13 protein-coding genes are annotated in these 15,033 nt (G+C 63.3%); 8 read left to right on the top strand and 5 right to left on the bottom strand.

All coding sequences use genetic code 11. From position 1 onward, the window contains the following. Positions 1-22: 22 nt before the first annotated feature. Genes prmC through rho form a run of 3 tightly spaced genes read right to left on the bottom strand, consistent with a single transcriptional unit; the run spans position 23 to position 3,963 of the window. Positions 23-883, bottom strand: coding sequence for a peptide chain release factor N(5)-glutamine methyltransferase (gene prmC / locus I6J26_RS11645; RefSeq protein ID WP_115021727.1), 861 nt, complete (start codon positions 881-883; stop codon positions 23-25). Positions 884-907: 24 nt separating this feature from the next. After that, entirely contained in the window at positions 908-1,984 is a 1,077-nt protein-coding gene (gene prfA / locus I6J26_RS11640; protein ID WP_039674978.1) for a peptide chain release factor 1, read from the bottom strand. Next, the gene (gene rho / locus I6J26_RS11635; RefSeq protein WP_115021726.1) at positions 1,984-3,963 is read right to left on the bottom strand and encodes a transcription termination factor Rho; all 1,980 of its coding nucleotides are present in this window, start codon (positions 3,961-3,963) and stop codon (positions 1,984-1,986) included. The genes prfA and rho overlap by 1 nt, the downstream gene beginning before the upstream one ends. A 406-nt stretch (positions 3,964-4,369) precedes the next feature. Here rho and I6J26_RS11630 point away from each other — a divergent pair, with 406 nt between their 5' ends. From I6J26_RS11630 to mobA, 5 genes are read left to right on the top strand one after another with little or no spacing between them, the layout of a single operon-like run. Then, positions 4,370-6,109, top strand: a complete 1,740-nt coding sequence (locus I6J26_RS11630; protein ID WP_115021725.1) for a long-chain fatty-acid--CoA ligase — start codon at positions 4,370-4,372, stop codon at positions 6,107-6,109. Positions 6,110-6,156: 47 nt separating this feature from the next. Then, positions 6,157-7,263, top strand: a complete 1,107-nt coding sequence (moaA, locus tag I6J26_RS11625; protein ID WP_115021724.1) for a GTP 3',8-cyclase MoaA — start codon at positions 6,157-6,159, stop codon at positions 7,261-7,263. A gap of 10 nt (positions 7,264-7,273) precedes the next feature. Then, a complete protein-coding gene (locus I6J26_RS11620; RefSeq protein ID WP_115021723.1) occupies positions 7,274-8,470 on the top strand; it encodes a molybdopterin molybdotransferase MoeA in 1,197 nt (398 codons plus the stop codon). Positions 8,471-8,489: 19 nt separating this feature from the next. Continuing rightward, positions 8,490-8,978 carry a cyclic pyranopterin monophosphate synthase MoaC gene (gene moaC / locus I6J26_RS11615; RefSeq protein ID WP_115021722.1) on the top strand — a complete coding sequence of 163 codons (489 nt, stop codon included), beginning with the start codon at positions 8,490-8,492 and terminating at the stop codon, positions 8,976-8,978. Positions 8,979-8,980: 2 nt separating this feature from the next. After that, positions 8,981-9,550 (top strand): molybdenum cofactor guanylyltransferase, encoded by a 570-nt coding sequence (gene mobA / locus I6J26_RS11610; RefSeq protein ID WP_115021721.1) that lies wholly within the window; start codon positions 8,981-8,983, stop codon positions 9,548-9,550. On the opposite strand, the gene I6J26_RS11605 is transcribed toward mobA, so the two are convergent. Both I6J26_RS11605 and I6J26_RS11600 read right to left on the bottom strand, forming a co-directional pair. After that, positions 9,537-10,907, bottom strand: coding sequence for a multicopper oxidase domain-containing protein (locus tag I6J26_RS11605; protein ID WP_115021720.1), 1,371 nt, complete (start codon positions 10,905-10,907; stop codon positions 9,537-9,539). The genes mobA and I6J26_RS11605 overlap by 14 nt on opposite strands. Next, positions 10,900-12,078, bottom strand: coding sequence for a beta-carotene 15,15'-monooxygenase (locus I6J26_RS11600; protein ID WP_115024301.1), 1,179 nt, complete (start codon positions 12,076-12,078; stop codon positions 10,900-10,902). The genes I6J26_RS11605 and I6J26_RS11600 overlap by 8 nt, the downstream gene beginning before the upstream one ends. Before the next feature lie 85 nt (positions 12,079-12,163). Here I6J26_RS11600 and I6J26_RS11595 point away from each other — a divergent pair, with 85 nt between their 5' ends. The 3 genes from I6J26_RS11595 to I6J26_RS11585 are packed head-to-tail and all read left to right on the top strand — an operon-like array spanning position 12,164 to position 14,928. After that, the gene (locus I6J26_RS11595; protein WP_115021719.1) at positions 12,164-12,424 is read left to right on the top strand and encodes a DUF2249 domain-containing protein; all 261 of its coding nucleotides are present in this window, start codon (positions 12,164-12,166) and stop codon (positions 12,422-12,424) included. Positions 12,425-12,435: 11 nt separating this feature from the next. Further along, positions 12,436-13,155 (top strand): molybdate ABC transporter substrate-binding protein, encoded by a 720-nt coding sequence (gene modA, locus I6J26_RS11590; protein WP_115021718.1) that lies wholly within the window; start codon positions 12,436-12,438, stop codon positions 13,153-13,155. Beyond that, complete coding sequence (locus I6J26_RS11585) at positions 13,156-14,928, top strand: ATP-binding cassette domain-containing protein (protein ID WP_115021717.1); 1,773 nt, start codon at positions 13,156-13,158, stop codon at positions 14,926-14,928. Positions 14,929-15,033 lie beyond the last annotated feature (105 nt).

The raw sequence follows: 15,033 nt of genomic DNA, 5'->3' as shown, positions 1-15,033 counted from the left end.
GGTTGGCCAATCCTTGACCAATCTACTGTACTCCGCGCACGGCCGTCACAAACCGCGCGGTACCTGTGAGGTCATGAAGTATGTCGACCTGCTCGAATCCGCCATGTGCGCGGAATGCTTCCTGGACCTGGTGGGAAGTCTCATCATCGTGCTCAAGGCCTACCCGCCCGCCTGGGCGCAACAGGCGCGCGATGGTGGGAATCATGGCGGTGATGGTGTCCATCCCGTCTGCCCCACCAAAGACGGCCTCGTGGGGGTCCTGGTACACCTCCGGCTCCAGGTTAGGGGTTTCGGGCACGTAGGGCGGATTGGTGAGCACGAGGTCCACGGTGCCATCCAACTCGGAAAGGACCTGTGGGTCGGTCACATCGCCCTGAACCAACTGAAGTTCAGGGGTATAACGTGCTGCGTTGCGCTGGGCGTAGGCCAGGGAGGCGTCGGAAAGCTCCACGCCCCACACCTGTGCCCGGGGCAGGGAGTGCGCGACATAGAGCGCCAGCGCCCCGGACCCCGTACACAGGTCAACGACGCGACTGTCCTCCGCGTCGGAATTCTTAAGAAGTCCGACGGCATAGTCGGCAAGCACCTCCGTCTCTGGACGCGGAATGAACACGCCAGGCCCCACCTCGAGTTCGAGCGGACCAAACCACGCGTGGCCCAGGATGTGTTGGAGGGGCTCGCGCGCTTCACGACGCCCCACCAGCGCCCCATAGGCCACGTCGAAGCCCGGGATGGGCTCCTGTCCCATGGGAATGTCCATGTGACCGCAGTGGATGAGGTGCGCGGCAAGCACACGTGCGTCCCACTCCGGTGAGGGGACACCGGCAGCGCGAAGGCGCCCCGCGGCATCGCGAAGCGCCTCCTGATAGGTGTGAAACGTCACCGTATCTCGTCCTAGCCTTATACCTTAGCCCTCAGCCTCAAGGCGCTCGGCACGCTCCTGGGCCTGGAGAGCCTCAATGAGCTCGTGCATATCGCCGTTGAGCACCGCGTCCAGGTTGTTGGCCTTGTAACCAATGCGGTGATCGGTAATACGGTTCTCCGGCCAGTTATAGGTACGGATGCGCTCGGAACGGTCCATAGTGCGCACCTGGGAGGCGCGCTGCTCGCCGGCCTCGGCCTCACGGGCCTCGCGCTCCATCTGGTCGAGGCGAGCCTGCAGCACCTGCAGGGCACGCGCCTTGTTCTGGATCTGGGAACGCTCCTTCTGACACGTCACCACCAGGCCAGTCGGCAGATGGGTAATACGCACGGCGGAGTCAGTGGTGTTCACGCCCTGGCCGCCCTTACCGGAGGAACGGTACACGTCGACGCGGATATCCTTGTCATCGATGTTGACTGCTTCGACTTCTTCCGGCTCCGGGTAGACCAGAACGCCGGCAGCCGAGGTCTGGATGCGACCCTGGGACTCCGTTACCGGGATACGCTGCACGCGGTGCACTCCGCCCTCAAACTTGAACACGCTCCAAGCGCCGTCGCGCGACGGGGTCTTGGACTTGAAGGAGATGGACATATCCTTCACGCCGCCCAAATCCGACTCGTTGAGACCCAAAACCTCCCACTGGAAGCCGGCCTTATCAGCAAAGCGCTCATACATGCGGGCCAAGTCGCCGGCGAAGAGAGCTGCCTCTTCACCACCGGCACCGGCCTTAATCTCCATGATGATGTCCTCGGAGTCCTGCTCATCGCGTGGCGCAAGCAGGTCGGCGAGCTTTTCTTCCAGCTCCACGACAAGCGGCTCGAGGCGATCTACCTCAGGCTGAAACTCGTGGTCCTCGTAGGCCATCTCCTTGGCATCGGCCAGGTCCTGGCGTGCCTGGACCAACTCGTCATTCACGGCGACGATAGGGCGCAGCTCAGCGTAGCGCTTAGAGAGCTTGCGGAACTGGGACTGATCACCGGCTACCTCCGGGTCAGCCATCTGCATTTCGATGCCCTGGTACTCGGAGACAATATCGTCAACGAGGGAAACCTGGTTCGACATTACTTGTAGTCCTCCTCGTCAGTATCTGCCGCCATAGGCGCAGAGGACGCCACCTGCATGAGGAACTCACCGTTGGAGCGGGTCTTCTTGAGCTGCTTGATGAGCAGGTCGATGGCGGCGAAGGAGTCCAGGCCAGAGAGGATGCGACGCAGCTTCGTCATGATGCGCGCTTCCTCCGGGACGAGCAGGAGCTCGTCCTTGCGGGTACCGGACGGGTTGACGTCCACAGCCGGGAAGATACGGCGCTCAGAAATGGCGCGGTCCAGCTTCAGTTCAGCGTTGCCGGTGCCCTTGAACTCCTCGAAGATGACGGTGTCACCGGTGGAGCCGGTCTCCACCATCGCGGTAGCGATGATGGTCAGCGAGCCGCCGTTCTCGATGTTGCGGGCAGCACCGAGGAAACGCTTCGGCGGGTAGAGAGCGTTGGAGTCCACACCACCGGAGAGAATGCGACCGGAAGCCGGCGAGGAGTTGTTGTAGGCACGGCCCAGGCGAGTAATGGAATCGAGCAGGACGACGACGTCCTTGCCCTGCTCCACCAGGCGCTTGGCGCGCTCGATGGCCAGCTCCGCCACGGAGGTGTGCTCTGACGGCGGGCGGTCGAAGGTGGAGGCAATGACCTCACCCTTAACGCTGCGCTGCATGTCGGTGACCTCTTCAGGGCGCTCGTCAACGAGAACGACCATGAGGTAGCACTCCGGGTTATTGGCAGCAATCGCGTTGGCGATGTTCTGCAGAATCGTCGTCTTACCGGCCTTCGGCGGGGAGACAATGAGCGCGCGCTGGCCCTTACCAATCGGCATGATGAGGTCAATGACGCGGGTGGTGAGGATCTTCGGATCCGTCTCTAGGCGCAGACGCTGGTTCGGATAGAGCGGGGTGAGCTTGGCGAAGTCCGGACGCTCCTTGGCGCTCGACGGATCGAGACCATTGACGGTGTCGACCTCCACCAGCTGGTTGTACTTGCGGCGGTTGCGGCCGTTGCCGTGCGTGTGGGTCGGGCCAGAAACCTTGACCTTGCCCGTCAGCGCATCGCCGGAGCGCAGGCCCAGGCGGCGCACGAGGTTGTTGTTGACAAAGACATCGGAGCTCGCTGCGCGGTAGCCCGTGGTGCGCAGGAAGGCTACGTTGTTGTCCACAACCTCGAGGATGCCGCCGACGATCTGCACCTCATCGCCCTCGCGGATCTGCAGGTCGTTACCGCCATTGCCGCCGCCATCACGGTCACGGCCGCGACGGTTTCGGCGGTTACGGCGGTTGCGACGTCCGCCACCACCGTGGTTGTTGTCGTCATCGTGGCGGTTGTTGTTGTCACGACGGTTGTTGCCGCCGTTATTGTTACCACCGTTGTTGTTGCCGCCACCATTGTCGTGGCGGCCCTGGTTGTCCTCCGACTTGCTCTGGCCATCGTTGTTGCCGCCCTGGTTGCCAGAATTGCCCTTGTCCTGGCCACTGTTGTTTTGGCCACCGTTGTTCTGGTCATCGTGACCGGAAGCCTTAGCCTCTTCGCGCGCCTCGCGCTCCTGGCGGCGGGCACGGTTGCGGCGAGCGCGGCGGGCCTGGGAGCGCGACTCGTAGCGCTGCTCGTCGTTCTTGCCGCCCTTGTCCGCGTTGTTGTCACCCTGCTCAGAGCCCTGGTCGGAGCCCTGTTCAGGGTTGCTCTTCGCGCCCTTCTGGGCATCATGGTTCTTCTCCTCGGCGGAGCCAGCCGGGCGGGAAGCCTTGCGCACTGCGCGGCGTGGCGTGGAGGCCTTCTCCTCGGTCTTGTCCTCTGCCTTCGGAGCCTTCGGGGCGTCGGCAGCCTGTGTGCTCGCCTTCGCGGCACGCACCGGAACCTGGCCAGTGGTCAGAGCAGTAATGAGGTCCCCCTTGCGCAGTCCGGAAACGCCGCGGAGTCCGCGCTCCGCTGCAAGCTTGCGCAGTTCCGGCAGCTTCAGAGACGCCAAGTCCTGTGCTGCGGTCTTGTCCGTATCGCTCACGGATATCCTTTCGTCGCTTCACCAACGAGCACCAACATGGCCAGGCCGCAATCAAGCGGTGCAGCCCACGCGTGGGCGTTGGAAGCCAGTGTGTAATTGAAGTGGTCCGCCGCCACCAGCGAGTTCACGCAACCGCGATACCCGTGGGCGGTGGGTTTTGTGGCTCTCCCCTCGTAGACGCGCCCCCGCGGCGCGGAAAAGAACTAAAGCCGTGGGTCACTGATGGGAGATATTTTAAGAGGCGACTGCGAGCGTATCTCTACTCCCCTTCACCGTCGTGCGCAGTCTCGCGAGTGCACACCGTGGAGGATGCTCGGAAGGTGCGGGGAGGGCCTCCCCGCCAGTCGCGGTTAACTATACCGCATCCTTCCACCGCGCTCACACTGACACGGCTAAAGTGGTACGCATGCTCTCCACCATGCAGGATATCCCCCTGTCCCTGACGCGCATCCTGGAGTACGGTTCCTCCGTCCACGGCCAAACCCAGGTCATCACGTGGCATAGTGACGATCCGGGCAATGAGCGCGAGGAAACCACCTTCGCCGACATCGGCGCACGCGCTGCCGCTTTCGCGCATGCGCTGCACGACACGTTGGGGGTTACCGGGGATGAGCGCGTGGGGTCCTTCATGTGGAATTGCGCGGAGCACCTCGAAGTCCTCTTTGGCACGGCCTGCAAAGGCGCGGTGTTTACGCCGCTCAACAAGCAGCTGATGAATGACCAGATTCGGCACATCGTCAACCATGCGGAAGTACAGGTTATTGTCGCCGATGGGCGCCTTGGCCAGCAGCTCGCGAACGTCCTCAAAGGCGTGGACTGCGTGCGCGCGGTGGTCTTCACGGACGTCGATAAGCTCACTGTTCCCATGCCCCAGGGCATCGAAGTCTACAGCTACGAGGAGCTGCTCGATGGCCGCTCGACGGTCTACGACTGGCCCACCTTGGATGAGCACACCGCAGCCGCTCTGTGTTATTCCACCGGCACCACAGGCGCACCCAAAGGCGTGCTCTATTCGCACCGCGCGCTATATCTTGAGGGCATGCAGCTGCGCGCCTCCGATTCGCTGTGTGTGACGCACGGAGAGACCTTCCTGTGCTGCATTCCCATTTATCACGTGCTGAGCTGGGGCGTTCCTTTTGCGGCATGGATGACGGGCACGCCGCTGGTGCTTCCCGACGCCGACGTCTCTCCCGCCACCCTGGCCAGAATCATTGCTGCGACCTCCCCGCGCGTGGCGCATGGCGTGCCCACGATTTGGATTCAGCTCTTTGTGCATTACCTCAAGCACCCACCGGAGCGCATGACTCTCACCGAGATTTTTGCCGGCGGCTCGCCGGTGCCCCCGCAGCTCATCAAGATGTGGGAAGAGCGCTACGGTGTCGACGTGGTGCACGTCTGGGGCATGGCGGAGACTACCACCGTCGGAACCGTTGCGCGCCCGCCTTCAGGTGCTTCCGGCGAAGCGCGCTGGGCCTACCGCATTTCTCAAGGACGCTTCCCCGCCTCCCTGGAATACCGCGTGGTCAATGATGGCCACGTGGTCAACACCACCGACCGCAACGCCGGCGAGATTCAAGTCCGTGGCAACCTCGTTACTGGTTCCTACTATCACTCGCCCACCTCCGAAGACGGCGGTGCCGCCCACGAGTTCCGCGGCAAGAACGTCGAGGACGCCGAGTCCAAGTTCACTGCGGATGGATGGCTGCGCACCGGTGATGTCGGCTTCGTCAACGAGGAGGGCTTCCTCACCGTGGAGGACCGCGCCCGCGATGTCATCCGCTCTGGTGGCGAGTGGATCTATTCAGTCCAGCTGGAAAACCTCATTATGGCCAACCCGGCGGTGCTCGAATGCGCCGTCATCGGCTACCCGGATAAGCAATGGGTTGAGCGCCCACTGGCGGTCACGGTGCTGGCAGCGGGGATTTCCCCCACCATTGAAACCGCCGAGCGTCTGCGCGATGCTATGCGCTCAGAGCTGCCCTCCTGGATGCTGCCGGAGTACTGGACCTTTGTGAAATCCATCGATAAGACCTCCGTGGGCAAGTTCGATAAGAAGGACCTGCGTGCTCACCTGGCTGAAGGTGACTACAACATCATCCGACTTAAGGGCCCGGGTGAATCTCAGCGCCTCGATGCCGAGGAGTAAATCCGCTGCCTATTAATTCAGCGCACTTCGGGCTACAGTAGCGAGCAATGTCCGATTCCACCCCACTGCCCCTGCCCCGTATCCCCGGTGCGGCTAGCCTTCCTGCTGACGTGCCGGGGCCTAGTCCTGATGGCCACCGCGCGCTTCTTGACCGCTACGGCCGCCAGGCCCGCGACCTGCGTGTGTCTTTGACGGACCGCTGCAATCTGCGCTGCACCTATTGCATGCCGGCCGAGGGCTTTGAGTGGATGCCGACCGAACAGACGCTTAGCGACGACGAAACCATCCGCCTCATCCGCCTCGCCGTGGAGAAGCTCGGAATCCGCCAGGTACGTTTCACCGGCGGTGAGCCACTCCTGCGTAACTCCTTGGAGAAGATCATCGCCGCTACTTCCGCTCTGCGTACCGATGAGGGTATCGCTCCCTCCACTGCGCTGACCACCAACGGTTTAGGGTTGGACAAGCGGCTTGAAGAGCTCCAGCGCGCCGGGCTGGACCGCGTCAACATTTCCCTCGATACCCTTGACCGCGAGCTTTACGCTCGGCTTACCCGGCGCGACCGCCTGCCGGACGTGCTTGCCTCCATCGACGCTGCCCTTGCCGCCGATATGGCCCCGGTGAAAATCAATGCCGTTATCATGCCTGGGGTCAATGAATCTGCCATTCTTCCTCTGGCGCGCTTCTGCCTCGAGCATGGTGCGCAGCTGCGTTTTATTGAGCAGATGCCGCTGGGACCGCGGGAGGAGTGGGACCGCTCCCGCATGGTCACGGCCGAGGAGATTCTTGCTTTCCTGCGCGAGGAGTTCGAGCTCACACCAGCAGAAGAAACCCGCGGCTCGGCCCCTGCCGCGCTGTGGGAGGCTACCTCCCGCGATGGCTCCACCCCACCAGGGCGCATCGGCGTCATCGCTTCTGTTACCCGCCCCTTTTGCGGCAACTGCGACCGCACTCGCCTGACTACTGATGGCGCAGTGCGCAATTGCCTGTTTGGAAATTCGGAGACCTCCCTGCGGGATCTGATGCGTGCCGGCGCCAGCGACGACGAGCTTGCGGCGGCATGGGCCGGGGAGATGTGGCGCAAGCTGCCAGGCCACGGAGTGAATGACGAGGGTTTCCTCCAGCCCGATCGCCCCATGTCCGCCATCGGCGGCTAGATTAGGTGCAATGACAACGCCTGGCACGAGTATCGAGGACTACTTCTCACGCCTGCATGCCCTTATCCGCCCCGTGTCTACGGAACGAAGCTCGGTGCACGCAGGACGGGTGCTTGCGCAGACCGTTACCGCCCGCCGCGCTATCCCACCGCAGGACAATTCCGCGATGGATGGTTTTCTTACCCCACCCTTGGATAAGCCGTGCGCGCTCAAGGTTGTCGGTGACGTACCCGCGGGCGCTGCACCGTGCGCTCCGCAGTCTGGGACGGCCGTGCGCATCATGACGGGTGGGGCTATCCCCGAGGGCTTTGATGGATTGGTCGTCCCTGTCGAAGATACGGGCGTCTCCCCTGGCCCCGGCCCACTTCCGGAGGCTGTCACCGTTCACCGTCTGCCCACTCGGTCCCATATTCGCCGCCGCGGCTCCCATATTGCCTGCGGTGAGGAGATTGCCCAATCTTCCTCGCTCATCGATGCCCCGCTCCTCGCCACCCTTTTATCCTCCGGCATCACTTCCACCGAGCTCTACCGCGTCCCGCGCATCACTGTCATTGCCACCGGCGAGGAGCTTCTCAACGGCCAACTCCCTGACTCCAACGGCCCCATGCTTGAGGCCATCCTTCACGCCACCGGAACCTGCGACATCACCCGGCTGTGCTGCGGTGATGCCCCAGAGGAGCTGCGAGAAACCTTCGATAACGCTACGCAAGGAGCCACCGGTTCCGATCTCATCGTCACCACGGGCGGAGTGTCCGCCGGGGCCTTCGACGTTGTACGTGATGTGCTCACCGAGCACGGCGAACGCCCCTGGTTCGGTCACGTGGACCAGCGCCCCGGCGCGCCACAAGGCCACGCGCTGTGGAACGAGGTGCCCGTCGTGTGTCTGCCCGGCAACCCTGTCGCGGCATTTGTCTCCGCGCATCTCTACCTCACCCCACTACTGCGAACGCTTGCTGGATTGCCCCGACCGCAAAGCGTTGTGGACCGGCCACACCTCACCGCCACTGCTGCGGCCGATTTCCCCGCGGCCTCGCATCCCCTCATCCAGCCCTGTCATCTCGCCCTCAACGGCATGGTCACCGCAGCCCCACCCCCGGGTCCCCGGATGCGCAGCCATCACGTCGGCGCCCTACTCGACACGAATGCTTTCGCGCTCATTACCGAGTCCATCGCCCCCGGCAACACGCTCACCGTGTATCCCTACTAATCAAAGGAATCCTGACACCATGAAGTTCACGCACCTCAACGACTCCGGCTCTGCCTACATGGTGGATGTGACGGAGAAGAACCCCACCGTGCGCACAGCCACCGCCCAAGGTGAGGTGGCCTGTTCCCCGGAGGTCCTCACCGCGCTGCGCGAGGGCAACGTGCCCAAAGGTGACGTCCTCGCCGTGGCCCGCGTGGCCGGCATTGCCGCCGCCAAGAAGGTGCCAGATCTCTTGCCGCTGGCCCACACCATCGGTGTGCATGGTTGTGCCGTGGACATTGAGCTACGCGACGACCATGTGTTCATCGAGGCCACCGTGCGCACCGCCGACCGCACCGGCGTAGAGATGGAAGCGCTCACCGCCGTCAACGTTGCTGCCCTAGCGCTCATTGACATGGTCAAAGGCGTGGACCGATCTGCCTATATCCGGCGCTGCGGCATCACCGCCAAGTCCGGCGGGCGCTCCGGTGAGTGGTCCCGCGAGTTGCCCGGCGCGCAGGAAGTCTAGCCATGCACGGCGTCATCATCCTGGCCGGTGGGCGCGGCACGCGGATGGGCGGCGTGGATAAGGCCAGCGTCATTCTCGCCGGCGAGCGCCTCATCGACCGCCTGGTGCGCCAACTTCCTTACGGCATGCCCACCGCAGTGGTCTCGCCATACCGGCTGGGTATGCCTCAGGTCTGCGAGTCTCCTCTCTTCGGCGGGCCAGTCGCAGGTATTGCGGCAGGCCATGCAGCGCTTTCAGGCCTCTCTCTACGCACCACGGCTGTCTTGGCGGTCGACGCCCCTGATTCCCCACAGATGCTGCCAGCCTTGGCCGGGGCACTCGAGCAATCGGGCGCTGACGTCGCCATCGCTACTCTCGACGGCCATCTGCAGCCTCTCTGCGCACTCTGGCGCACCGAAGCGCTGCAGAAAGCCCTGGGTGAGCTTGGCGATCCGCGCAATCAGCCCGCTATGCGTCTGCTGCGCCTAGCCGAGAACGTTGTGCACGTTCCGGGAACGGAGGCCGTGCGCGACATCGATACCGTCGATGAACTGCGCGCTCGCAGGCAGGCCCGCCAGACTACTCGACGATGATCTGTCCGTGCTGGCCCTTTTCCGCATTAGTCATGATGTGGTTGACAAAGGAGTAGGTGCCGGGTTCGTTGAAGGTCATTTCCACGAAGCCGCCCTGTGCCGGGAGAAGGTCAACAGCCTGCGAACCGGAATCCTCGGCATCCTGCAGAAGGTATGCACCTTCCTTGTAGACGGTATCGAAGATCTCGCCCACGACGTGGAAGCTCAGCGGCAAATCCGGGCCTAGGTTCACCAGCCAAATGCGCACCGTATCGCCCACCTTCGCATGCAGCGGGGCGAGGCCGTCGTCGTATTGATTGGGATAGTAGTTGAAGGCGGTGAGGTCATAGGAGCCATCGCTCACGCGCTGCGGATCCGCGCCCTCAGCCTCGCTGCCCTCTGCGGCGAGGAAAACTTCAGCGGAGGTGAGGAGGTATTCCGCGTCGACGTCGGAAAGCGCATCCTCGCCCTTCGGATCAATGATGACGGCACCGGCCATGCCGTTGGCAATGTGCAGGCTCATCGGCATGGTCGAGCAGTGATACATCCACGCACCCGCGCGGTGTGCCACGAACTCATAGGTCAAGGATTCGCCCGGTTGAATGGTCTTCATCGTCTCATTAGGGCTGACCTCACCGGCGTGGAAGTCGACGGAGTGGCCCATGGAACCTTCGTTTTTAATGGTGATGCGGAAGGTATCGCCCACCGTGCCGCGCAGGGTGGGGCCGGGTGCTTGGCCGTTGAAGAGCCAGCGCGTTTGGCGCACACCAGGAGCGACCTCGACTTCCTCCTCCGTCATGGTCCACGTTTCCTCGTGGACTGTGCCTTTCGCAGGCTTCAGCACTGGGTCAAAGGCCTCGAAATCCTCACGCGGCGCCATGCGCTCAGCCAGGGAAGGCACGTTCGCGGGAGCGGCAACGGCATGATGATGGCCCGATGTTGACTTCTCACCCGCTGCCGGGTCATCGGTCACGTTGACCATAAAGGTCATGCCCTGCATTTTGTGCCCGGCGATGGTGCAGTATCCCTCGACGGATTCGGTGATAACACCGACATCCAGCACCGCACTCTCGCCCGGCTCCACTCGGCTGGTCTCTGCCCCACCGATCTTTAGGTCATGGACTTGGTCACCGGTGTTGGTGAAGTTCACCACGAGGTGGGTTCCGGCCGGAATGTCCACCGAGGCGGGAACGAAGGCCATGCCGTCGACGGAGACGTCGATCGTGGTGGCGTCGGCAGGCGCGGCGGAGGTAGCGCCGCGCTGCGCCGCCGTAGAATTCATCACCGCCAAGCCGATCACCGCGACGAGCGCGAGAATAATGATGAGCCATGCGGTCCACTTCTTTGTCTCAGGGGCCTGAGCAGGCGCGCTAGACATGAACATCTCCTTTGGTAGAAACCACGGCCCAGACTAAGACCGCGACGGCAGCGATAAGGCCTAGCCCCATCATGATAAGCCCGGCAGCGTGCACCACCGGAATCCCCAGCAGGCAAGCCAAGCCACCCACGTTGATCAACCCCAGGCGCAGGTAGCCAGCACGCTCGGTGCGCCGGGCGCGCGCCAGGATGGGCAGCATGTGGTGAAGGACACCCGTGACCAGCTGCAACAACCCTGCGCCGACAAAGGCGGGCATGAGCAACAGCGTGACTGCGCGGGGATAGGCACCTACAGCGCTGGCAACGGCATCGCCCGCGCAGAGGGCCAGCATCCACACCAGCCCCGCCATGGCGGACATGCTCGCCGTGGACATCCTGCCGGCCAGCGCACCCGCGAGCACGGGTTGGATGATGAGAACCCCCGCTACGACCACAAGCAGCTGGGCTACACCGGCGGCGCGGGTCAGCCCTGCGGCCTCTAGCCCCATGGCCGAAGCCAGCCCAGCGCAGTGCACGATGAGCGCGCGGGTGCAGCGAGAACGCGCGATGGGCGAAATCGGCGTGCGGGTCAGCGTGGGCAGCAAGGTCACCACGGTTCCCAGGATGGTGAGCAGAGCGAAGCCCCACACCATCCCGCGCGAGTGCGCAGCAACGAGCAATGAATAGTTGCCCACGCCGTGGGCGGCGAGGAAAACAACGCCGATCGCGCACACCATGAAGCCGGCTGCCGCCAGATAGAAGGGCACGGTGAGCGCGAAGGAACCGGACAGCGAGCCGCGCAGTTTCTGCCACAGCGCCCACGCGTGCCATGTGAGGGTGAGGATGAGGAGGACGGAGGAGGCGTCGGCAAGCGCGCCCCAGTCGTAGCCCGCGCGGTCGACAAGGAGGAGCACCAGTCCCAGCTGGATGGCGGCCACGCGCGTGGCAACACCGCGGTAGTTCGTCGCCGGGGTGCGGGTGAGTGCTTCAGTAAAGTGCGTGGAAAAGACCACGATGGCGGTGGTGAGCGCACCAATGGTGAAGGGGTGGATGAGAACCCACCACACCACCGGGGCGCCAAGGGAACCGGCGATGGTGAGCCCGATGCCCGCGAGAATCCAGAAGGCTACCAACGCGAAAGCTGTGGTGTGCCAACGCCGGCGAGCGGCAAGGGAGACATCTAGCAGGTTCACATCTTTTTTCACGGCTTTAATCGTAGTAAATTGGCATCGTGAGCGGCAACGCGTGCCGCCGCGTGTGACGGAAAGGACCACAACCATGAACCTGCCAATCTTCGACTCCTCCAAGGGCGCGAGCCTCCCCACCCTTAACGCCTCTGAGATTCCCCACGCCGTCCGCCACGGCGCCATCCACGGCGCGCTGGGAACACTCAACGTCGGTGAAGCCATGATCCTTATTGCCCCACACGATCCGCTGCCGCTACTCACAGAAATCGAGCAACGCGAAGAACGCTTCGAGCTGGAGTACCTCAAGAAGGAACCAGAGGACGTCCACATTAAGTTCACCCGCACCGCGTAAAGTAAGCGGGCATGCGCCGTTTTATCCTCCCCATCCTCGCCGCCGCGCTCAGCCTTGCTGGGTGCACCGCGCAGCCAACGGATAAGCCGCTTTCGGTATTCGCAGCGTCCTCGACGCGTCTTATCAACAACGACTTGGCTGCGCACACCGACATCGACCTGGCTATCAACAACGGTGGTTCCTCGGGGTTGGTGCAGCAGCTTTACGACGGCGCCCCGGCCGACCTCCTCATCACCGCTTCTGCGACCACGATGGACCGGGCCGTTTCACACGGCGATGTCGACAAGCCAAAGGTACTGGCTACCAACACGATGGTCATGGTGGTGCCCAAGGGCAACCCCGCCGGACTGGAGACTATCGAGGACATTGATGCCTCCACGCGCCTCGTCCTCTGTGATGCCCAAGTACCCTGCGGTGCACTGTCGGCGAAGATTCTTGCAGCCAAGGGGCTCAACGTGGAGCCGTATTCCCTGGAATCCCAAGTCGCCAACGTCCTCGGTAAAGTAGCTTCCGGGGAAGCCGATGCCGGTATGGTCTACGCCACCGACGCCACATCCAGCGATGATGTGGAAGCCATCCCCATTGATGGCGCCGAAGACTTCCCCAACGAAATCCTCGGCGCCGTAGTGGCCGCCTCACCTCGTCGCGATGAAGCACAAGCGGTCTTGGATCTTCTAGACGATGGCTTTGACGCCGAGTGGCAAAAGTATGGCTTTACCCCGGTTGACTAAATGAACACCTCTCTTGATCTGCGTGAGCAACACCCCCGCGTGCCGTGGGCGGTAGTTGCTGTCGGCGCCCTCGCCGCCGTCTACATCGTTGCCCCCATCCTGGCATTAGGGCTCCGCATCCCCTGGGGACAACTCCCAGAGAATCTCCGCGCGCCAGCCACTCAAGACCTCCTTCGCATCACGCTGAGCTCAGCTGCGCTCGCCACGATTCTCTCCACTCTTCTCGGAACCTGCTTGGCGCTGTGGCTACAGCAGCTGCACCGCACTGCGCACCTCGTGCGGCTGGTGGTCTATCTGCCACTGGCGCTGCCGCCGGTGGTGGGTGGTTTGGCCCTCACCGCTCTCTTGGGACGACGCGGCCTTTTGGGCCCCCTGCTCGAAGCCGCTGAGATTCGCGTGGCCTTCGCTTTCGCGGGCGTGGTGGTAGCACATATCTTCGTCACCTTGCCCTTCGTGGTCGTGGCCGTCGATTCCGCCCTGCGCCAGCTTGATCATGAGGTTGTGGCGAGCGCGCGTGGCGTCGGCATGCGCCCAGGCGAGATTCTGCGCCACATCACCGCGCCCGCCATCGCCCCAGCTGTCCTCACAGGCGCCGCCTTGGCCTTTGCGCGTTCACTCGGTGAATTCGGCACCACCATCACTTTCGCGGGCTCGATGCCTGGTATCACCCGCACAATGTCCAGCGGCATCTACCTCGAACGCGAGGTCAGCGCCGACACCGCCTATGCACTTTCTGCTATCCTCATCGCACTGGCAGTTCTCCTCCTGGCTGCAGCAGGCGTGCCCTCGCTGCTCCGCCGGCACCGTGAGGCAGTCGCCCGCACGCTCTCCCCTATGAACACTGAGTCCCTCCGCGCGCTCACGGCACCTGTGCAGAGTCCACGAGAGGTAAGCCTCGTCGCGGGCCCCCACGACGTGACCTTCCGGGGAGGGGCAATCACCGCCGTGGTGGGCCCTAACGGTGCTGGTAAGACCACCCTCATGCGTTTCCTCTCAGGTCGCCTTCGGGGCGCCACGGTCTCCGCAGACCGCGTGGTGATGCTCACCCAGAACCCCGGTCTTCCGCCCACCGCGACGGTACGACAAGCACTGTCCATGGTGACCAAGGACGATGCACGCACAGAAGAGCTCCTGGGCAATGCCGGGCTGGAGAATTTGAACTACGTGCGCGAACTATCCGGCGGGCAAGCAGCCCAGGTGGCCCTACTACGCGCGCTCGCTGCCCGCCCAGAGGTCCTTGTACTCGACGAACCTTTCGCTGCTATGGATGTCGAGTCAGCCGCCCGATGGCGCCACCTCCTCTCGGTCGCAGCGCCCGACCGCACGACCGTGCTGGTCACGCACAACCTCCACGACATCAGCGCCCTGGCCACCGACATCCTCGTCATGGAAGGCGGTTCCATCACCGCCAAGGGCTATGCACAGGACCTGCTCGCCCATCCTCCCAACGCCTTCGTGGCCTCCCTCGCGGGTCTTAACCTTCTTGAAGGAACCGTGGCAGATGGAGTCTGCACCGCCGGTGAGATTGCTCTCCCCGCCCCCGACGTGGATGACGGATCTGCGTGGGTAGCCTTCCCACCCACCGCGCTCTACGCAGATGCGGCTGGCGAGCTCTCCCTGCAGGCAGTTGCCGCAGTAGGCGGCGGCATCGTGCTCGCTCAAACCGGCCCCCAACGCGTGCGTGTCAGCGGGGTTGCGGGCGAGCCCGCGCCGGGCGCCTCGGTGCGCTGCCGTCTCAATCAAGACGCAGTATCGGTATATCCCCGTATGTAGTCCTCTGAGTTAGCGCACGTAGTGAGCATTATCCTACGAAAAAGTCGGTAAAAATTATAGAAAATGGATGTCCGAGTTGTAGGATCCCCACTAGAACCGTCTGAA

It is taken from the genome of Corynebacterium minutissimum (genome assembly GCF_016889765.1).
Classification (GTDB): domain Bacteria; phylum Actinomycetota; class Actinomycetes; order Mycobacteriales; family Mycobacteriaceae; genus Corynebacterium; species Corynebacterium minutissimum_B.
This window is presented reverse-complemented; position numbering and strand designations above follow the sequence as displayed.

What these genes read in the sequence shown, in the direction of transcription:
- I6J26_RS11585 (WP_115021717.1), top strand. Translation starts at nt 13,156, where the DNA reads ATGAACACCTCTCTTGATCTGCGTGAGCAACACCCCCGCGTGCCGTGG.
- I6J26_RS11620 (WP_115021723.1), top strand. Translation starts at nt 7,274, where the DNA reads ATGACAACGCCTGGCACGAGTATCGAGGACTACTTCTCACGCCTGCAT.
- modA (WP_115021718.1), top strand. Translation starts at nt 12,436, where the DNA reads ATGCGCCGTTTTATCCTCCCCATCCTCGCCGCCGCGCTCAGCCTTGCT.
- moaC (WP_115021722.1), top strand. Translation starts at nt 8,490, where the DNA reads ATGAAGTTCACGCACCTCAACGACTCCGGCTCTGCCTACATGGTGGAT.
- I6J26_RS11630 (WP_115021725.1), top strand. Translation starts at nt 4,370, where the DNA reads ATGCTCTCCACCATGCAGGATATCCCCCTGTCCCTGACGCGCATCCTG.
- mobA (WP_115021721.1), top strand. Translation starts at nt 8,981, where the DNA reads ATGCACGGCGTCATCATCCTGGCCGGTGGGCGCGGCACGCGGATGGGC.
- moaA (WP_115021724.1), top strand. Translation starts at nt 6,157, where the DNA reads ATGTCCGATTCCACCCCACTGCCCCTGCCCCGTATCCCCGGTGCGGCT.
- prfA (WP_039674978.1), bottom strand. Translation starts at nt 1,984, where the DNA reads ATGTCGAACCAGGTTTCCCTCGTTGACGATATTGTCTCCGAGTACCAG.
- I6J26_RS11605 (WP_115021720.1), bottom strand. Translation starts at nt 10,907, where the DNA reads ATGTCTAGCGCGCCTGCTCAGGCCCCTGAGACAAAGAAGTGGACCGCA.
- I6J26_RS11595 (WP_115021719.1), top strand. Translation starts at nt 12,164, where the DNA reads ATGAACCTGCCAATCTTCGACTCCTCCAAGGGCGCGAGCCTCCCCACC.